The following is an 18,625-nucleotide window of genomic DNA, read 5'->3' as shown; positions in this document are numbered from 1 at the left end:
ATCAGGTGCAAAGAATGAATCGTCCCCAGCCCTTCCTTCGCAGCCTGATGAGCGGTGCCCTGCTGACCACGGGCATTGCCTGTGCGACGCACAGTTACGCCGACGACACCGAGATTTTCTTCGGCGGCCAGTCCATCGACCAGAACGTGCGCCCCAACGTACTGTTCGTGCTCGATAACTCCGGCTCCATGGCGTGGCGCACCGATAGCAACAGCAACCCCTCGAGGGGGCAGCAATCCCGGATGACCCTGCTCAAGCAGGCGTTCTCCGACATCATCCAGAACACCAGCGGCATCAACGCCGGCCTGATGGTGCTCAATGGCGACAACCGGCTGCTCTATCCGGTGACCAACATCGACTCGGTGCTGCCCAGCTCCGCGACCCAGTACGCCGGCAATCCAGAAATCGCCCAAGGTAGCGACGACGCTACCCAGAACATTGCCAACAGCACTGGCGATATCGGCGAGTCCAGCCTGCCCATGGGCTACACCAGCACCACTACCACCGTCGTCGGCACGCCCAGCTCGACCCTTGCCCAGAACGATGCCTTCTTCATCGTCACGCAGAACGGCACCGACTACTCATGCCGCATGCGCACCAATGGCCTCAATCGTCCGAGCAAGCCGGTCTGCACCAACGGCAGCATCACCGAGTTGAACATCAACTCGACCAACAACAGTAACTACCAGACAGCACTTTTCGACTTCCGCTCGCTGGGCGTCCCGGCCAGCGCAACGATCCAGAGTGCATACCTGACCTTGCTGCCCACCAACGGCAACAGCAGGACGACGCCCCCGACGCTCAATGTAAAAATGGAGCTGTCGAAAACGCCAGCCGCGCTCAATGACAACAGTCCGGTAGGTACCCGCACCTTCAATACCGCGTCGGCCACCGCTTCGAGCTGGATCAACGGCTACACGACCCAGATCGACATCACCAACCAACTAAAGGCGCTGCAAAGAGTCGCCCCCACCACCAGCGACATCGGTGACGTGGTGATGAGCTTCCGCGCGACCCAGGCGGCGGACTACACCTTCTGTGCCCGCAGCTGCGGCAGCAATGCCCCCGCCCTGGTGGTGAACTACTCCACCACCTCGACCGTGGCACAGACCCGCGTCGGCGCCCTGCGTTTCCAGAACCTGGGCATTCCGCAAGGAGCCACCGTCACCAAGGCAGTGCTGTCCTTCGTTCCGGCGACCTCCAACAGCGACCCGGTGACCTTCCGGATCAAGGGCCAGTTGGTGAGCGATGCCTCGACCTTCTCCGCCACCGAGAATCTCCCGGCACGCGCCACCACATCGGCCTACTTCGACTGGGTAGCTCCCGAATGGACGGCACAGAACCCGCCCGTACCAGTGGAAGGCCCGGACATCAAGAACGTGGTGCAGCAAATCGTCAACCAGGGCGGCTGGTGCGGCAACAACGCCGCCGCCATCATCCTCACGCCTTTGAGTGGCTCCGGCTCACGGACGGCCACCAGCATCGAGGGTGGCGTAGGTCTGCAACCGTCGCTGTCAGTGACCTATACCGGTGGCAGCGGCGGATGCCTCAACCCGATCATCGAAACCCGTGTCTCCGACGCCAAGAACGACGGTTTCGAAACCGCCCCGGGGCGCAACTACTACACACCGACCTTGGGTGACAGCACGCTGCCGCTGAACTCGGGCTCCATCGCCGCGCGCTACGAGAACCTGCCGGTCGTCCAGGGCGCGACCGTGCTGGATGCCAGGCTGTACGTTACCCCGAACAACACCGTTGCCGGCCCGAACGTCAGCACATCGATCAGCTTCGAGAACACCGACAGCTCGGCGGCCCTGCAGGCCACCAGTGGCAACATCGGATCACGCAGCAGTACTTCCGGGGTCAGTTGCACCATCAACAATGCCAATGGTGGCTGGGCCGCCGGCACCAGCTTCGCCTGCGGCGGCCTCGCCTCCTCGCTGCAGACGGTGTTCAACCGCAGTGGCTGGGCGCCCGGCAATGCGCTGACGGTGTTCATGACCCAAAGCGCGAACTCCAGCCTCAACGCCCAGGCCTATGAGACCAACCCGGCGCAATCCCTGCGCCTGCGCATCAAGCTGGCCAACGGTGGCTTGACCACCAGCCCGTTCACCGTGCGCAACCAACTCAACAGCCTGGCACAAACCATGACGCCGTCGGGCAACACACCCATCGTGCCGACTCTGTACGACGCGGTGCAGTACCTGCGTAACGGTGCCGATGGCTATGCCAGCCCGATCAACAGCGCCTGCCAGACCACTCACCTGGTGCTGCTGACCGACGGACAGGCCAACCAGAACACCACGGCAGCCAAGAATGGCATCGCCGCATTGGCCGGCGCCTGCACCAGCGACGCTACCGACGACGGCGAGAAGTGCGCCCGCACCCTTGCCGGCTGGATGGCTGCCAACGACCAGGCCTCCAGCATCGACGGCGACAACGAGGTGACTACTCACACCGTGGGCTTCGCGCTCGATGCCAGCAGTGCGACCGATAGCGCCAACATCAAGAAATTCCTCGCCGACCTGGCTTCCCGCGGCGGCGGCTCGACCTACACCGCGACCACTGCCGGTGACCTGTCCAAAGCGTTCAACGACATCATTCAGCAGGTTCTGGCGACCGACAGCACCTTCGTCAGTGCCAGCGCCCCGGTGAATACCTTCAACCGCCAGGACAACAAGGACGAGCTGTACTTCTCGGTGTTCAAGCCGCAGGAGACCGATACGTGGCCGGGCAACCTGAAGCGTTATCGTCTGGACACTGCCACCGCGCAGATCGTCGATGCGGACAATACCGCCGCCGTGGATCCGCTGACCGGCTTCTTCAAGAGCTCCGCCCGCAGCTTCTGGAGCTCCAGCGCCGATGGCAACAACACCGCCAATGGTGGCGCGGCCTCGAACCTTCCGGACGCGGCAGCTCGCTCGCTCTATACCTTCATCGGCGCCTCGCCCAGCGCAGCAGTGAACCTGAATCAGAACAACTACCTGCTCAACACGGCGAACACCAACATCACCAACGCCAAGCTGGGTATCAGTGACGCAAACGACACCGCTGCACGCACTGCGGCTATCAACTACATCCGCGGCCTCACTGCGGCCGGAGCTCAGCGCAAGGGTCTGGGCGACCCGCTGCACTCTTCGCCGCGCCTGGTCACCTATGCATGCAACACCTACACCGACAGCACCTACAAGACCTGCAGCAGCGAAGACCAGAGCGTGGTCATGTCGACCAACGAGGGTTACCTGCACCTGTTCGGTACCAGTAATGGCCAGGAGCAACTGGCCTTCATGCCCGAGCCTCTGCTGGCGCACGTCCCGCAACTGGCTGCCAACCAGAAGTCGACCAGCGCCAAGCCTCGCTCCTACGGCATGGATAACACCGTGACCCTGTGGGTGAACGACGCCAACAAGAACGGCGTACTCTACGGCGGCCTCGACACCAGCGCCGCCACGCCGACCCTGCTCTCCGGGCTGAACACCGGTGAGTTCGTCTACGCCTACGGCACCATGGGCCGGGGTGGTCGCGATATCTACGCGCTGGATCTCACCGACCGCTCCAATCCGAAACTGCTGTGGCTGATCAAGGGTGGTACCACCGCTGGTTTCGAGCAGCTGGGGCAAACCTGGTCGCCGCCTGTGAAAACCCGCATCGATGTGGGCGGCACCATTACCGACGTGCTGATCTTTGCCGGCGGCTATGATCCGAACCAGGACAGCGTCAGCGTGCAGACCGCCGACACGATGGGCAACGCCATCTACATCGTCAACGCCCGCACCGGCCAGCGCATCTGGTCCGCCAGCAGGACCAGCGGCACGCTGCAACTGAGCAAGATGAAGTACAGCATCCCGTCTGCCGTGCGCGTCATCGACCTGCAGCAGAACTCCGACGGCACCCTGGCCAACGACGCCAACCAGTTGGCAGACCAGTTCTTCGTCGGCGACATGGGCGGCCAGGTGTGGCGCTTCTACATCAACAACGGCAGCAGCGGCGCCGGCCTGGTAACTGCGGCGGGCAGCAGCAACGACGGCGTGTTTGCCAACGTGGTCCCCGCGGATACCGCAGACACCACGGATGCACAGCGCAAGGCCAAGATCCGCCGGTTCTACAACGAACCGGACGTGGCGATCCTCAACGTCAACGGCACCCTGGTCCTGACGGTCAACATCGGCTCCGGCTATCGCGGCCACCCGCTCAACAAGCTGACGGAGGACCGCTTCTACTCCTTCCGTACGCCGGTGCTGACCAAGCCGTCGACCAGCGAGACCACGCTGACTGAAAGTAGCCTCTACGACGCGACCAACAACCTGCTGCAAGCAGGTACCGACACCGAGAAGGCCGACGCTACCACCGCCTTCAGCGCTACCACTGGCGGCTGGATGATCAAGATGAACAGTTCGGGCGGGGAAAAGGTCCTGACCCGCTCGCTGACGGTGAACGGTTACCTTTACTTCAACACCTACGAGCCCACGGCGGCAGCGAACTCCTGCCAGGCCAGCGTCGGCGTGAACCGCTCCTATGTCGTGCACCTGGCGGATGCAACGCCAGTCAGCACCACTGGCAGCTCCACTTCGCCGTCCGCCCGCTACAACGTGGTCAAGACCACCGGCTTGCTGCCCGACCCGACCCTGGTCAGCATCGGCGGCACCAGCTTCGTGATCAATGGCACCCAGGTGAGCAAGCCACCGCAACTGGATCTCAACGAATACTACTGGATTGATGAGGACAACCTTTGAGCATCGAGGCCAAGAAATCCCAGCAGGGCTTCACCCTGCTGGAACTGATGATCGCGGTCGTGGTGGTGGGGATACTCGCTGCCATTGCCCTTCCTTCCTATTCAGCCTATGTGCGGCGAGCAGCTTGCGAAGACGGCAAAGGAACCCTGACCGGTGCCGCCGGCTTACTGGAAAGGTACCGTGCCCAGCAGAACACCTACACTGGCGCAACCCTGGGAGCCTACGCACAGAGCCCCGTCGACGGCAGTGCGGTCCTCACCATCGCCGCCAACATCGACGCATCCGGCACTAGCTATACGCTTACCGCCACTCCGGTGAACGGCGGTGTCCTGGCTGGCCGAGGCACTATCACCCTCACTTCCACCGGCGTACGCGGCGGTTCCGGAGCCTTGGCCGGTGCCTGGGGTAGTTGCCGAGGTATTTAGGTCGACGTTCTGACGTAAAAAAACCCGCCTTGGCGGGTTTTTTATTAGTGGCTCATCACGGTGAGGTCAAACCGCCTTCACCCGCAACTCCTTGGGCATCGAGAAGGTGATGTTCTCCTCCCGCCCATCCAGCTCGACCTCGGGCTCGGCGCCCCACTCGCGCAGTTGCTCGATCACCCCGCGCACCAGCACTTCCGGGGCCGAGGCGCCGGCCGTGATGCCGATGCGCTGCACGCCATCGAACCACTCCTTCTGCAGGTCTTCGGCGCCGTCGATCAGGTAGCCGGGAGTGCCCATGCGCTCGGCCAGCTCGCGCAGGCGGTTGGAGTTGGAGCTGTTCGGGCTGCCGACCACCAGCACCAGGTCGCACTGGTCCGCCAATTCCTTCACCGCGTCCTGGCGGTTCTGGGTGGCGTAGCAGATATCGTTCTTGCGCGGGCCCTGGATGTGCGGGAATTTCGCGCGCAGGGCGTCGATCACCTTGGAGGTGTCGTCCATCGACAGGGTGGTCTGGGTGACGAAGTGCAGCGCCTCGGGGTTGCGCACCGCCAGCGCGGCGACGTCGGCCTCGTCTTCCACCAGGTAGATGTCGCCGCCATTGGAGGCGTCGTACTGGCCCATGGTGCCTTCGACTTCCGGGTGGCCTTCGTGGCCGATGAGGATGCACTCGTGGCCGTCGCGGCTGTAGCGCACGACTTCCATGTGGACTTTGGTCACCAGCGGGCAGGTGGCGTCGAACACCTTCAGGCCGCGGTTCTCGGCTTCCTTGCGCACGGCCTGGGATACGCCGTGGGCACTGAAGATGACGATGGTGTCGTCCGGCACCTGGTCGAGCTCCTCGACGAACACGGCGCCGCGGTTGCGCAGGTTCTCCACCACGAACTTGTTGTGCACCACTTCATGGCGCACGTAGATCGGCGGGCCGAAGACGTCGAGGGCGCGGTTGACGATCTCGATCGCCCGGTCGACGCCGGCGCAGAAGCCACGGGGATTGGCGAGTTTGATTTGCATGGTGGCCTCGAGTGCTACGCAAGCCGGCCCACGAGGGGCCGGTAGGAATACAGTGCCAGGCGCTGGCGGCCCGAACGAATCCGGGCCATCAGCAAGATCAGGCTTGTGTCACATCAATGATATCGACTTCGAAGGCGAGCGTTTTGCCAGCCAGCGGATGGTTGAAGTCGATGGTGACGTGCTGCTCGTCGAATTCCTTCACGATGCCCGGCAGCTCGGTCTTGGCGGCGTCGTTGAAGATCACCAGCAGCCCTTCGGCCAGTTCCATGCCGTCGAACTGGTCGCGCGGCATCACTTGGACGTTGGCCGGGTTCGGCTGGCCGAAGCCCTGCTCCGGCTCGATGGTCAGGGTGCACTTGTCGCCGGCCTTGAGGCCGAACAGCGCCTGCTCGAAGCCCGGCAGCAGGTTGCCGTCGCCAACCGTGAAGGTGGCCGGCTGCTTGTCGAAGGTGCTGTCGACGACGTTGCCGTCGTCGAGCTTCAGGGCGAAATGCAGGGTGACCTTCGAGTCGCCGCCGATGCGCTGAATGGTGTCAGAGGAATCAACCATTGGCGGTCTCTCCGGAGTTCTTCGATTTGAACATGTCCAGCGCCAGCATGATGGCGCCGACGGTGATGGCGCTGTCGGCCAGGTTGAAGGCCGGGAAGCGCCAGCGGTCCTGCCAGTGCACGAGGATGAAGTCCACCACGTGCCCCAGGACCATGCGGTCGTACAGGTTGCCCAGCGCGCCGCCCAGCACCAGGGCCAGGGCGATGGCCAGCCAGGTCTCGCCGCGCTTGAGGCGCTTGAGCCAGACCACCAGCACGACGCTGACCACGATGGCGATCAGGGCGAACAGCCAGCGCTGCCAGCCGGAGCTGTCGGCCAGGAAGCTGAACGCGGCGCCGGTGTTGTAGGCCAGCGTCCAGCTGAACAGGTCGGGGATGACCACGATCTGCTGGTACATGGTCAGCTCGGACTGGAAGAAGGCCTTGCTGATCTGATCCAGCACGAACACGACCACGGTGATCCACAGCCAGGGCAGGCGGCCGAAACGATCGGCGTTAGGCATAGTGACGCACCTCACCCGCGCCATCGATGTTCTCGACGCAACGGCCACACAGTTCCGGATGCGCGGCATGGCTGCCGACGTCCGCGCGGAAGTGCCAGCAACGGCCGCACTTGGCGTGGGCGGACTTGACCACTTTCAGCTTCAGGCCCGGCAGTTCGCTCTCGACCGCATCGGCCGGCGCATCGGCCAGCGGCGCGACGGTGGCGGCGGAGGTGATCAGCACGAAGCGCAGCTCGTTGCCCAGTTTCTCCAGGCGCTTGGCCAGGGAGTCTTCGGCGTAGAGGGTGATCTCGGCCTGCAGGTTGCCGCCGATGGTCTTGGCGCTGCGCTGGTTCTCCAGCTCCTTGTTCACGGCAGCCTTGGCGGCCATGACTTCGTCCCAGTAGGCGCGGTCCAGTTCGGCATCGGCCGGCAGTTCGGCGAGGCCGTCGTACCAGGTGCTGAGCATCACGGACTCGGCGCGCTCGCCCGGCATGAAGCTCCAGATTTCCTCGGCGGTGAACGCCAGGATCGGCGCGATCCAGCGCACCAGGGCCTCGGCGATGTGGAACAGCGCGGTCTGGCAGGAACGGCGGGCGACGCTGTCCGCCTGGGTGGTGTACTGGCGGTCCTTGATGATGTCCAGGTAGAAGCCGCCCAGCTCCTGCACGCAGAAGTTGTGCACCTTGGAGTAGACGTTCCAGAAGCGGTAGTCGCGGTAGGCTTCTTCCAGCTCGCGTTGCAGTTGCAGCGCGCGGTCGATGGCCCAGCGGTCCAGGGCGAGCAGCTGGTCGTTGGGCAGCAGGTCCTTGGCCGGGTCGAAGCCGGACAGGTTGGACAGCAGGAAGCGCGTGGTATTGCGGATACGCCGGTAGGCGTCGGCGCTGCGCTGCAGGATGGTCTGGGAAACCGCGATCTCGCCGGAATAGTCGGTGGACGCGACCCACAGGCGCAGGATGTCGGCGCCCATGCTGTCGATCACGGTCTGCGGCACCACGGTGTTGCCCAGGGACTTGGACATCTTGCGGCCGGACTCGTCCACGGTGAAGCCGTGGGTCAGCAGCTGGCGGTACGGCGCATGGCCGTCGATGGCGCAACCGGTCAGCAGCGACGAGTGGAACCAGCCGCGGTGCTGGTCGGAGCCTTCCAGGTAGAGGTCGGCGGCCGGGCCGCTGGCATGACCCAGCTCGGCGTGGGAGCCGCGCAGCACGTGCCAGTGGGTGGTACCGGAGTCGAACCAGACGTCCAGGGTGTCGTTGATCTTGTCGTACTGCGCGGCTTCGTCGCCCAGCAGTGCGGCGGCGTCGAGCTTGAACCAGGCCTCGATGCCTTCCTGCTCGACGCGCTGGGCGACGGCTTCCATCAGCTCGACGGTGCGCGGGTGCAACTCGCCGGTGGCCTTGTGCAGGAAGAACGGGATCGGTACGCCCCAGTTGCGCTGACGCGAGATGCACCAGTCCGGACGGCCGGCGATCATGCCGTGCAGGCGCGCCTGGCCCCAGCTGGGGACGAATTCGGTCTGGGTAATGGCTTCCAGCGCACGTTCGCGCAGGGTGGCGCCGCTCTGCGGCTGCTTGTCCATGCCGACGAACCACTGCGCGGTGGCGCGGTAGATCAGCGGGGTCTTGTGACGCCAGCAGTGCATGTAGCTATGGCTGATGCTGGTGTGCTTGAGCAGCGCGCCGACTTCATCGAGCTTGGCGACGATGGCCGGGTTGGCCTTCCAGATGAACTGGCCGCCGAAGAACGGCAGGTCGGTGACGTAGACGCCATTGCTCTGCACGGGGCTGAGGATGTCGTCGTTGCTCATGCCGTACTGCTTGCAGGTACGGAAGTCGTCCTCGCCGTAGGCCGGGGCGGAGTGAACCACGCCGGTGCCGGCGCCCAGCTCGACGTACTCGGCCAGGTAGACCGGCGAGAAGCGCTCGTAGAACGGGTGGCGGAAGCGGATCAGGTCCAGCGACTCGCCCTGGGCGGTAGCGATGACCTGGCCTTCCAGGCCGTAGCGTGCAAGGCAGGACTCGACCAGCTCCTCGGCCAGCACCAGCAGGCGCTCGCCGGTATCGACCAGCGCGTAGGTGAACTCGGGGTGGACGTTCAGCGCCTGGTTGGCCGGGATGGTCCAGGGGGTGGTGGTCCAGATAACGATGGCGGCGGGCTTGGGCAGGCTGGCCAGGCCGAAGGCGGCGGCCAGCTTGTCGGCGTCTTCCACCGGGAAGGCGACGTCGATGGCGTCGGACTTCTTGTCGGCGTACTCGACCTCGGCTTCGGCCAGGGCGGAGCCGCAATCGAAGCACCAGTTCACCGGCTTCAGCCCCTTGAACACGAAGCCCTGCTTGACCATCTCGGCGAGGGCGCGGATTTCACCGGCCTCGTTGGAGAAGTTCATGGTCTTGTAGGGGTTGTCCCAGTCGCCCAGCACGCCCAGGCGGATGAAGTCGGCCTTCTGCCCTTCGATCTGCTCGGCGGCGTATTCACGGCACAGTTCGCGGGTCTTGTCCGCCGGCAGGTTCTTGCCGTGGGTGGTCTCGACCTTGTGCTCGATGGGCAGGCCGTGGCAGTCCCAGCCCGGCACGTAGGGGGCGTCGTAGCCGGCCAGGGTCTTGGAGCGGACGATGATGTCCTTGAGGATCTTATTGACCGCGTGACCGATGTGGATGCTGCCGTTGGCGTAGGGCGGGCCATCGTGCAGGATGAATGTCGGGCGACCTTCGCCAATCTTCCGCAGCTTCTGGTACAGGCCAATGTCGTTCCACAGCTTCAGGGTCTGCGGCTCGCGCTGGGGCAGGCCGGCTTTCATCGGGAAGTCGGTTTCGGGAAGGTTCAGAGTGGCTTTGTAATCGGTCATCTCAGGGCCTGTTCAGGATCTTCAATCAAGCGGTTGGCCCAGCCAGTAGGCCCGGGCGGCGGCGATGTCGGCGAGGATGGCCGCCTTGAGTGCCTCGAGCGAGGCGAAACGCTGCTCATCGCGCAGCTTCTGGTGGAAGGTGATGTCCAGATGCTGGCCGTAGAGGTCGCCAGCGAAATCCAGCAGATGCACTTCCAGGTGGGGCCGGCCGTCGCCATTCACAGACGGTCGGGTGCCGATGTTGGCAACCCCGTTTTGGTGCTGGCCAGCCACCATCGTGCTGACCAGGTACACGCCATTGAGCGGCGCCTTGCGGCGCTTGAGCTGGATGTTCGCGGTGGGCGAACCCAGCGTGCGCCCCAGCTTCTGCCCGTGCAGCACGCGGCCGCTCAGGCGATACGGACGGCCCAGCAGGCGCTCGACCCGGTGCAGGTCGCCGTCGGCCAGATCCTTGCGGATGCGCGAGCTGCTCACGCGCATGCCGTCGACTTCCACGGTGGTGGCGGCTTCGACGGTGAACCCCTGCTCCGCGCTGGCATTGACCAGGAAGGCGAAGTCGCCGGAGCGATCGCAGCCGAAGCGGAAGTCGTCGCCCACTTCCAGATGGCGGACCCGCAGGCCTTCCACCAGCACCTGGCGGACGAACTCGGCGGCCGACAGCTCGCGCAGACGGCGGTTGAAGGCCAGGCAGAGGACGAAATCGACCCCGTACTGGCGCAACAGTTCGAGCTTCTCGCGCAGGCGGGTCAGGCGCACCGGGGCGGCATCGGGCGCGAAGTACTCGCGCGGCTGCGGCTCGAAGATCACCACGCAGCTGGGCACGCCCAGCTCCAGCGAACGCTCGCGCAGACGCCCCAGGATCGCCTGGTGGCCAAGATGGACGCCGTCGAAGTTACCGATGGTGGCGACACAGCCCCCGGACAGGGGCCGCAGGTTGTGAAGGCCTCGAAGCAGCTGCATAGCGCGCGTATTGCTCAGAAAGTGGTCGATTATACCTGCACCCGTTGCCGTGCGACAGGCAAAATGCCGTCGCCGCAAACGGATGCAATGCTTTGCCCGGCGAAGGTTACAGCACCGCGCGACGGGAGAAGTCCCGCAAGCGGAAGCCCAGAAGCGCCAGCATACCGAAATAGGCCACCACACCGGCCACCACCAGCGCGCCCAGGCGCACCAGACGGATCGGCATGCCGCCCTGGTCCCAGGCCGGCATGAAGTGCATCATGCCGATCAGCACGGCGCACATCACCAGTACAGAGACGACTAATTTGGCGACGAACGTGCCCCAGCCCGGCTGCGGCTCGAACAGCCGGTGCTTGCGCAACTGCCAATACAGCAGCCCGGCGTTCAGGCAGGCCGCCAGGCTGATCGCCAGGGCCAGCCCGGCATGCTTGAGCGGGCCGATGAACACCAGGTTCATCAGCTGGGTGGAAACCAGGGTGAACAGCGCGATCTTCACCGGGGTCTTGATGTTCTGCCGCGCGTAGAAGCCCGGCGCCAGCACCTTCACCAGGATGATGCCGAGCAGGCCGACCGCATAGGCTACCAGCGCATGCTGGGTCATCAACGCGTCGTGGGCGTCGAACTTGCCGTACTGGAACAACGCGACGGTCAGCGGCTCGGCGATCACCGCCAGGGCCAGCGAGCACGGCAGCACCAGCAGGAAGCACAGGCGCAGGCCCCAGTCCAGCAGCCGCGAATATTCGTGGCGGTCATCGCTGGCGTAGGTCTTGGCCAGCGATGGCAGCAGGATGGTGCCCAGCGCCACGCCCAGCACGCCGGACGGCAGCTCCATCAGGCGATCCGCGTAGTACATCCAGGACACGGAGCCGGCCACCAGGAAGGACGCGAAGATGGTGTTGATGATCAGCGAAATCTGGCTGACCGAGACACCGAGGATCGCCGGGCCCATCTGCTTGAGCACGCGCCAGACACCGGAATCGCGCAGATTGAGGCGCGGCAGCACCAGCATGCCGATCTTCTTCAAGTGCGGCAGCTGGTAGAGCAGCTGCGCCAAGCCGCCGGCCAGCACCGCCCAGCCCAGTGCCATGATGGGCGGGTCGAAGTAGGGAGTGAGGAACAGCGCGAAGACAATCATGCTGACGTTCAGCAGCGTCGGCACGAAGGCCGGCACCGAGAAGCGGTTCCACGTATTGAGGATCGCCCCTGCCAGGGATGCCAGCGAAATCAGCAGGATATAAGGAAAGGTCACCCGCAGCAGGGAGCTGGTGAGCGCGAACTTCTCCGGCGAATCGACGAAGCCGGGGGCCGTCACCCAGATCACCCAGGGCGCGGCGAGCATGCCCAGCGCCGTCACCAGCGCCAGGATCAGGGTCAGCAGGCCGGACACATAGGCGATGAAGGTACGGGTCGCCTCCTCGCCCTGCTGGGTCTTGTACTCGGCCAGGATCGGGACGAACGCCTGGGAGAACGCGCCCTCGGCGAAGATGCGGCGCAGCAGGTTGGGCAGCTTGAAGGCGACGAAGAAGGCGTCGGTCGCCATACCGGCGCCGAACATGCGCGCGACAATGGTGTCGCGCACGAAGCCGAGCACCCGCGAGATCATGGTCATCGAGCTGACCGCGGCCAGCGACTTGAGTAGGTTCATAGCGTCCAGAGCTGGTAGAATGGCCGCCCTGCCGGGCGCGGCACTGGCCTGCAGCGATTGCTCGACCGCCAGGCGAAGCGCAGCAGTGTAGGGCCGCAGGGGGAATAAATCACCCCATCCCGCGGAGAGCGTGCGCCCGTCGCACCACTCGTCGGCAGCCGCTCATACCCTTGACAAGGCCTTGATGCAACGGCATTATTCGCGGCCTTAATTTATTCGCAACATCCCAAGTTTTTTTCGAGGAGCTCGACGGTGGCCAACACACCTTCCGCCAAAAAACGCGCCAAACAGGCTGAGAAGCGTCGCAGCCACAACGCCAGCCTGCGTTCCATGGTTCGTACCTACATCAAGAACGTAGTCAAAGCAGTCGACGCCAAGGACCTGCCGAAGGCCCAGGCCGCTCTGGTTGCCGCCGTACCGGTCATCGACCGCATGGCTGACAAAGGCATCATCCACAAGAACAAGGCCGCTCGCCACAAGAGCCGCCTGAACGCCCACGTGAAGGCCCTGGCCACCGCGTAAGCGTTCCGTTCTTGAAAAACCGGCCCCAGGGCCGGTTTTTTATTGCCTGCAATTTACCCTTCGAATGAGTTATCCACAGACTCACCTTCTCTGCCGGTGAAAACTTGCAGGCAAAAAGAAAGGGCGGTCACCCGCCCTTCTCTTTCTACTTCTCAGGCCACGGCATGATCGGAATCGCCGTCACCGCATTCTGCGGACTGCCCTCGATCACGCGATCGCTGTAGACGAGATAGACCAGCGCATTGCGCTTCTTGTCGAAGAAGCGCACCACCTGCATGGTCTTGAAGACCAGCGAGGTGCGCTGCTGGAACACCACCTCGCCATCCTTGAGGTCGCCGGTAAACTGAATCGGCCCGACCTGACGACAGGAGATCGACGCCTCGGCGCGATCCTCCGCCAAGCCCAGACCACCTTTCACACCGCCGGTCTTGGCGCGGGACAGGTAGCAGCTGACGCCTGCCACCTTCGGATCATCGAAGGCCTCGACGACGATCTTGTCGTTCGGCCCTACCCACTTGAACACGGTGGACACCTCGCCGACCACATCGGCCCGGGCCAGCGCCGGCAGCAGCATCAACGCCGCCATCCATCCCTTACGCATGAACACTCTCCTCAGACGAGCACCAGGTTGTCGCGGTGCACCAGCTCCGGACCATCGACATAGCCCAGCAGGCCTTCGATGGCGTCGGTCGGCTGACCAATGATCTTCTGCGCTTCCAGAGCACTGTAATTGGCCAGGCCGCGGGCGATTTCGCGACCCTGCTGATCCACGCACACCACCATTTCGCCGCGACGGAAGCTGCCCTGTACGGCCTTCACGCCGACCGGCAGCAGACTCTTGTGATCCTGGGCAACCGCCTTCACCGCACCATCGTCCAGCACCAGGGTGCCGCGCATCTGCAGGTGCCCCGCCAGCCATTGCTTGCGCGCCGCCTTGCGGCTCTGCTCAGGGGTCAGCAACGTGCCGAGGCGCTCGCCGACACGCAGGCGATCCAGCACACGCTCGATACGGCCACCCACGATGACGGTGTGCGCACCGGAGCGCGCCGCCAGGCGCGCCGCGCGCAGCTTGGTCTGCATGCCACCACGCCCCAGCGCACCACCGGTGCCGCCAGCGACGGCATCCAGAGCAGGATCATCGGCGCGCGCTTCGAAGATCAGCTCGGCGTCCGGATTGTGGCGCGGGTCGGCGTCGAACATGCCGTCGCGATCGGTGAGGATCACCAGCAGGTCCGCCTCGACCAGGTTGGCCACCAGCGCCGCCAGGGTGTCGTTGTCGCCGAAGCGAATCTCGTCAGTGACCACGGTGTCGTTCTCGTTGATCACCGGGATCACGCCCAGATCCACCAGCGTGCGCAGGGTGTTGCGCCCATTCAGGTAGCGCTTGCGGTCGGACAGGTCATCATGGGTCAGCAGCACTTGCGCAGTCTGCAGGCCATGCACGCCGAAGCTGGACTCCCAGGCCTGGACCAGGCCCATCTGCCCCACCGCGGCAGCCGCCTGCAGCTCATGCATGTCACTCGGCCGGGAAACCCAACCCAGGCGACTCATGCCCGCCGCCACGGCGCCCGAGGACACCAGCACCAGCTCGACGCCCGCGCAATGCAGCGCGACCATCTGCTCGACCCACACCGCCATGGCGTCACGATCCAGACCGCGCCCATCGGCGGTCAGCAACGCACTGCCAATCTTGACTACCCAGCGCTTGGCGCCAGTGACCTTCTCACGCATAGCCTCAACCTTAACAATCAGGCGGTTCGGTTCATCCCCGCATCCACGGGGAACACTGGAGGACCCGGCAGCCTGGGCCGCCGGGCTACACGCTACAAACAGAGAACTGACCACGCGCCCTATCAGGGCACGTAGAAGATTTCCGGACCGTCGCCGTCGTCTTCGTCATCCTCGAAATCATCGTCATCCGCATCGTCGGCATTCCTCAGGCCGGCGCGACGCAGGGCGCGAGCATCGTCCAGCGCCTGCAGACGGGCGCGGGCCTCATCTTCGATGCGCTGATCCAGCGCCGCCAGGGCTTCGCCATAGGCCGGATCTTCTTCGATGCGCAGGGTGCGCTCGTCGAGGTATTTCATGATGTCCTGGCTCAGGGCCTCGGTGCCCTCGCGCTCCAGGGCGGAAATCACGTAGACCGGACCTTCCCAGCCCAGGCGATCCACCACTTCCTGCTTGCGGCGCTCCTGCTCCTCGGGCTCGAGGATCTGGTCCATCTTGTTCAGCACCAGCCAGCGATCGCGCTCGGTCAGCGCCGGGCTGAACTTCTCCAGCTCGTGGACGATGGTTTCCGCGGCATCGGCCGGGTCGCTCTCATCCAGCGGCGCCATGTCGACGATGTGCAGCAGCAGGCGGGTGCGCGCCAGGTGCTTGAGGAAGCGAATACCCAGGCCGGCGCCCTCGGCGGCACCTTCGATCAGGCCGGGAATATCAGCGACCACGAAGCTCTTGAAGCGGCCGACACTGACCACGCCCAGGTTCGGCACCAGGGTGGTGAAGGGGTAGTCGGCCACCTTCGGCTTGGCGGCGGACACCGCGCGGATGAAGGTGCTCTTGCCGGCGTTCGGCAGCCCCAGCAGACCGACGTCCGCCAGCACTTTCAGCTCCAGCTTGAGGTCGCGCGCCTCGCCCGGCTTGCCCGGCGTGGTCTGGCGCGGCGCACGGTTGGTGCTGGATTTGAAGCGGGTATTACCCAGACCGTGCCAGCCGCCCTGGGCCACCATGATGCGCTGACCGGCAGTGGTCAGGTCGCCGATGATTTCCTGGGTGTTGGCATCGATGATGGTGGTACCGACCGGCACCGGCAGGACGAGATCCTCGCCCTTAGCGCCGGTGCAGTCCTTGCTGCCGCCGTTCTCGCCGCGCTGGGCGTCGAAACGGCGGGTGTAGCGGTAGTCCACCAGGGTATTGAGGTTCTCGTCGGCCTCGAGGAACACCGAGCCGCCGTCGCCACCGTCACCGCCGTTGGGACCGCCTTTCTCGATGAACTTCTCGCGGCGGAAGCTCATGAGGCCGTTGCCGCCGTCACCGGCTTTCACGTGGATGGATACTTCGTCGACGAATTTCATTGCGAACGCCTCCCGCCGAGCCGGCGGGTTGAAAATAAGAAAAGGAGCATAGGATACAGCCAAGTCCGCGCAAACGCCCGAACCGACGGCACCTCGCCTGGAAACGCCAGAAACAAAAAAGCCCCGTCGCGAGACAGGGCTTTTTCAGTGAGAGCTCGCTTAGGCAGCGACGACGCTTACATAGCGACGGCCAAAGGCGCCTTTCACTTCGAACTTGATCACGCCGTCGACTTTAGCGAACAGGGTGTGATCCTTGCCCATGCCAACGCCGTAGCCAGCGTGGAACTGGGTGCCGCGCTGACGCACGATGATGTTGCCTGCTTTGACAGCCTGGCTACCGAACAGCTTCACGCCAAGGCGTTTGCTTTCTGAGTCGCGGCCGTTGCGGGTACTACCGCCAGCTTTTTTGTGTGCCATGAGTCAATTCTCCTAAAAGGAATTAGGCCTGGATGCCGGTGATTTTGATTTCAGTGAACCACTGGCGGTGGCCCTGGCGCTTCATGTGGTGCTTGCGGCGGCGGAACTTGATGATGCGCACTTTGTCGTGACGACCGTGGGAAACCACTTCTGCGGTCACTTTCGCGCCTTCTACCACCGGCAGGCCGATCTTGACGTCATCGCCGTTGGCGACCAGCAGAACGCGATCCAGGTTGATCGCTTCGCCGGTGGCGACGTCGAGTTTCTCGACCTTGAGGAATTCGCCTTCGGTGACTTTGTATTGCTTGCCACCAGTAACAATTACTGCGTACATCTGGATGTCTCCGTTAGACCTGCTCACCCGACGCTTTATAGAAAGAGGAATCGGTCGGCATGGCTGCATGGGGCCGGAAAGGACGCCCGTGCAATTGCGTAAGGCAGGATATGCCAGGGAAGTTCGGGGCCGCGATTGTACGCAAAGCCCCGGTGCGGATCAAGCCCCATGGGGCCTTGCCTTGACAGCCCAAACAGCGGCACCTAGCATGCCGCGGCAATCTACGAGGAGCGCTGTCTTTAATGCAACCCCAGGCTTTCTATCGCGTGGTGGCGGACGACTTCACCGCCGTCGACGGCATCATCCGTCGCCAACTCACTTCCCGCGTTCCCCTGGTGGAAAAGATCGGCGACTACATCATCTCCGCGGGGGGCAAGCGCCTGCGCCCGCTGCTGGTGCTCCTCTCCGGCAAGGCCCTGGGCTATTCGGGCGACGACCTGAAGCTGCTGGCCGCCACCATCGAATTCCTGCACACCTCCACCCTGCTGCACGACGACGTGGTCGACGCCTCCGGCCTGCGCCGCGGCCGCGCCACCGCCAATGCCCAGTGGGGTAACGCGCCGAGCGTGCTGGTGGGCGACTTCCTTTATGCGCGCTCCTTCGAAATGATGGTCGAGCTGGGCTCCATGCCGGTCATGCGCATCATTTCCCAGGCCACCCGCGTGATCGCCGAAGGCGAAGTGCTGCAGCTGTCCAAGGTCCGTGACGCCAGCACCACCGAAGAAACCTACATGGAAGTCATCCGCGGCAAGACCGCGATGCTCTTCGAGGCCTCCACCCACAGCGCCGCCGCGCTGGCCAACGCCCAGCCGGAACAATCCGAAGCGCTGCGCCTGTTCGGTGACGCCCTGGGGATCGCCTTCCAACTGGTGGACGACCTGCTCGACTACCGTGGCGACGCCGCCAGCCTGGGCAAGAACGTCGGCGACGACCTCGCCGAAGGCAAGCCCACCCTGCCGCTGATCGCCACCATGCGCGATGGCACCCCGGAACAGGCCGCGCTGGTGCGCAAGGCCATCCAGCAGGGCGGCAGCCAGGACCTGGAAGGCATCCGCGCCGCCGTGGAAGCCGCCGGCGCCCTGGACTACACCGCCAACCTGGCCCGCGAGTACGCCGCCCGCGCCATCGACTGCCTCAAGGCGCTGCCGGACAACGAGTACAAGGCCGCACTGATCGAGCTGGCCGAGTTCGCCGTCGCCCGCACGCACTGATCTGCCGTTTCGCAAGAGCCCGCCCCGGTCCGCCGCGGCGGGCTTTTTGTTGCCGCTCCATTGACCGGGGACAACAGATCGTCGCCTGCGCGAAAAATTATCCCATTAAGGCTTGCTATTGAGATAATAGGAATTATTCTCATTAAACGGTCTGCACGGAGGAACTCGCCATGACCTACATGATCGACGCCTGGCTGGATCGCCCGCACCCCTACCTGCGCATCCTGCACCGGGACACCGGGGAAGTCTGCGCGGTGCTGGAGGAGGACGCGCTGGACGAGCTGCGCGAACAGGGCGGCCTCGAGCTGTCCGAGCTCAGCACCAGCGAGCCGCTGGTGCTCAAGGAGCTGGTGCGCAACCTGTTCCTGTTCTGTTACGCCCGCGCGCTGCGCTGAGAGCGACGCAGCCGACGGT

At 64.3% G+C, this 18,625-nt stretch carries 16 protein-coding genes; 5 read left to right on the top strand and 11 right to left on the bottom strand.

The features are described from left to right. Positions 1–14: 14 nt before the first annotated feature. On the top strand, positions 15–4,733 hold the full coding sequence (locus N0B71_RS13020) for a PilC/PilY family type IV pilus protein (protein WP_259759268.1): 4,719 nt from the start codon (positions 15–17) through the stop codon (positions 4,731–4,733). Next, positions 4,730–5,158, top strand: coding sequence for a type IV pilin protein (locus N0B71_RS13010; RefSeq protein WP_311197237.1), 429 nt, complete (start codon positions 4,730–4,732; stop codon positions 5,156–5,158). The genes N0B71_RS13020 and N0B71_RS13010 overlap by 4 nt, the downstream gene beginning before the upstream one ends. Before the next feature lie 66 nt (positions 5,159–5,224). Here the strand turns inward: N0B71_RS13010 and ispH are convergent, their stop codons facing one another. From ispH to murJ, 6 genes are all read right to left on the bottom strand, one after another. Beyond that, positions 5,225–6,169, bottom strand: coding sequence for a 4-hydroxy-3-methylbut-2-enyl diphosphate reductase (ispH, locus tag N0B71_RS13005; protein WP_259759267.1), 945 nt, complete (start codon positions 6,167–6,169; stop codon positions 5,225–5,227). 97 nt (positions 6,170–6,266) lie between these two features. Next, complete coding sequence (gene fkpB, locus N0B71_RS13000; protein WP_259759266.1) at positions 6,267–6,719, bottom strand: FKBP-type peptidyl-prolyl cis-trans isomerase; 453 nt, start codon at positions 6,717–6,719, stop codon at positions 6,267–6,269. Beyond that, positions 6,712–7,221 (bottom strand): signal peptidase II, encoded by a 510-nt coding sequence (gene lspA / locus N0B71_RS12995; protein ID WP_259759265.1) that lies wholly within the window; start codon positions 7,219–7,221, stop codon positions 6,712–6,714. The genes fkpB and lspA overlap by 8 nt, the downstream gene beginning before the upstream one ends. Next, positions 7,214–10,048, bottom strand: a complete 2,835-nt coding sequence (ileS, locus tag N0B71_RS12990) for an isoleucine--tRNA ligase (protein ID WP_259759264.1) — start codon at positions 10,046–10,048, stop codon at positions 7,214–7,216. The genes lspA and ileS overlap by 8 nt, the downstream gene beginning before the upstream one ends. Positions 10,049–10,069: 21 nt before the next feature. Continuing rightward, complete coding sequence (ribF, locus tag N0B71_RS12985) at positions 10,070–11,008, bottom strand: bifunctional riboflavin kinase/FAD synthetase (RefSeq protein WP_259759263.1); 939 nt, start codon at positions 11,006–11,008, stop codon at positions 10,070–10,072. A gap of 106 nt (positions 11,009–11,114) precedes the next feature. Continuing rightward, a complete protein-coding gene (gene murJ / locus N0B71_RS12980) occupies positions 11,115–12,653 on the bottom strand; it encodes a murein biosynthesis integral membrane protein MurJ (RefSeq protein WP_259759262.1) in 1,539 nt (512 codons plus the stop codon). A 252-nt stretch (positions 12,654–12,905) separates the two neighbouring features. On the opposite strand from murJ, the gene rpsT reads away from it, so the two are divergent. Beyond that, positions 12,906–13,175: a 30S ribosomal protein S20 gene (rpsT, locus tag N0B71_RS12975; RefSeq protein ID WP_009617555.1), complete on the top strand. Its 270-nt coding sequence runs from the start codon at positions 12,906–12,908 to the stop codon at positions 13,173–13,175. Positions 13,176–13,320: 145 nt separating this feature from the next. Here rpsT and N0B71_RS12970 read toward each other — a convergent pair whose 3' ends face one another. From N0B71_RS12970 to rplU, 5 genes are all read right to left on the bottom strand, one after another. Beyond that, entirely contained in the window at positions 13,321–13,776 is a 456-nt protein-coding gene (locus tag N0B71_RS12970; protein ID WP_236175519.1) for a CreA family protein, read from the bottom strand. A gap of 11 nt (positions 13,777–13,787) precedes the next feature. Then, the gene (gene proB, locus N0B71_RS12965) at positions 13,788–14,906 is read right to left on the bottom strand and encodes a glutamate 5-kinase (protein ID WP_259759261.1); all 1,119 of its coding nucleotides are present in this window, start codon (positions 14,904–14,906) and stop codon (positions 13,788–13,790) included. A gap of 122 nt (positions 14,907–15,028) precedes the next feature. Beyond that, on the bottom strand, positions 15,029–16,249 hold the full coding sequence (gene cgtA / locus N0B71_RS12960; protein ID WP_259759260.1) for an Obg family GTPase CgtA: 1,221 nt from the start codon (positions 16,247–16,249) through the stop codon (positions 15,029–15,031). 159 nt (positions 16,250–16,408) lie between these two features. Beyond that, the gene (gene rpmA, locus N0B71_RS12955) at positions 16,409–16,666 is read right to left on the bottom strand and encodes a 50S ribosomal protein L27 (protein WP_017521622.1); all 258 of its coding nucleotides are present in this window, start codon (positions 16,664–16,666) and stop codon (positions 16,409–16,411) included. 22 nt (positions 16,667–16,688) lie between these two features. After that, positions 16,689–17,000 carry a 50S ribosomal protein L21 gene (gene rplU / locus N0B71_RS12950; RefSeq protein WP_017521623.1) on the bottom strand — a complete coding sequence of 104 codons (312 nt, stop codon included), beginning with the start codon at positions 16,998–17,000 and terminating at the stop codon, positions 16,689–16,691. A gap of 242 nt (positions 17,001–17,242) precedes the next feature. On the opposite strand from rplU, the gene N0B71_RS12945 reads away from it, so the two are divergent. Together N0B71_RS12945 and N0B71_RS12940 are read left to right on the top strand one after the other, a co-directional pair. After that, entirely contained in the window at positions 17,243–18,211 is a 969-nt protein-coding gene (locus N0B71_RS12945; protein ID WP_259759259.1) for a polyprenyl synthetase family protein, read from the top strand. A gap of 170 nt (positions 18,212–18,381) precedes the next feature. Further along, positions 18,382–18,606, top strand: a complete 225-nt coding sequence (locus tag N0B71_RS12940) for a PA4570 family protein (protein WP_015475681.1) — start codon at positions 18,382–18,384, stop codon at positions 18,604–18,606. The last annotated feature ends 19 nt before the right edge of the window (positions 18,607–18,625 follow it).

The organism is Pseudomonas sp. GCEP-101 (genome assembly GCF_025133575.1).
In the GTDB taxonomy this organism is placed as follows: domain Bacteria; phylum Pseudomonadota; class Gammaproteobacteria; order Pseudomonadales; family Pseudomonadaceae; genus Pseudomonas; species Pseudomonas nitroreducens_B.
The sequence above is the reverse complement of the archived record's forward strand: the minus strand, read 5'-3'. Positions and strand labels throughout refer to the sequence as shown.

Coding starts and splice junctions, on each gene's coding strand:
- N0B71_RS13020 (WP_259759268.1), top strand. CDS start 15: ATGAATCGTCCCCAGCCCTTCCTTCGCAGCCTGATGAGCGGTGCCCTG.
- ispH (WP_259759267.1), bottom strand. CDS start 6,169: ATGCAAATCAAACTCGCCAATCCCCGTGGCTTCTGCGCCGGCGTCGAC.
- fkpB (WP_259759266.1), bottom strand. CDS start 6,719: ATGGTTGATTCCTCTGACACCATTCAGCGCATCGGCGGCGACTCGAAG.
- lspA (WP_259759265.1), bottom strand. CDS start 7,221: ATGCCTAACGCCGATCGTTTCGGCCGCCTGCCCTGGCTGTGGATCACC.
- ileS (WP_259759264.1), bottom strand. CDS start 10,048: ATGACCGATTACAAAGCCACTCTGAACCTTCCCGAAACCGACTTCCCG.
- ribF (WP_259759263.1), bottom strand. CDS start 11,008: ATGCAGCTGCTTCGAGGCCTTCACAACCTGCGGCCCCTGTCCGGGGGC.
- murJ (WP_259759262.1), bottom strand. CDS start 12,653: ATGAACCTACTCAAGTCGCTGGCCGCGGTCAGCTCGATGACCATGATC.
- N0B71_RS12970 (WP_236175519.1), bottom strand. CDS start 13,776: ATGCGTAAGGGATGGATGGCGGCGTTGATGCTGCTGCCGGCGCTGGCC.
- proB (WP_259759261.1), bottom strand. CDS start 14,906: ATGCGTGAGAAGGTCACTGGCGCCAAGCGCTGGGTAGTCAAGATTGGC.
- cgtA (WP_259759260.1), bottom strand. CDS start 16,249: ATGAAATTCGTCGACGAAGTATCCATCCACGTGAAAGCCGGTGACGGC.
- rpmA (WP_017521622.1), bottom strand. CDS start 16,666: ATGGCACACAAAAAAGCTGGCGGTAGTACCCGCAACGGCCGCGACTCA.
- rplU (WP_017521623.1), bottom strand. CDS start 17,000: ATGTACGCAGTAATTGTTACTGGTGGCAAGCAATACAAAGTCACCGAA.
- N0B71_RS12945 (WP_259759259.1), top strand. CDS start 17,243: ATGCAACCCCAGGCTTTCTATCGCGTGGTGGCGGACGACTTCACCGCC.
- N0B71_RS12940 (WP_015475681.1), top strand. CDS start 18,382: ATGACCTACATGATCGACGCCTGGCTGGATCGCCCGCACCCCTACCTG.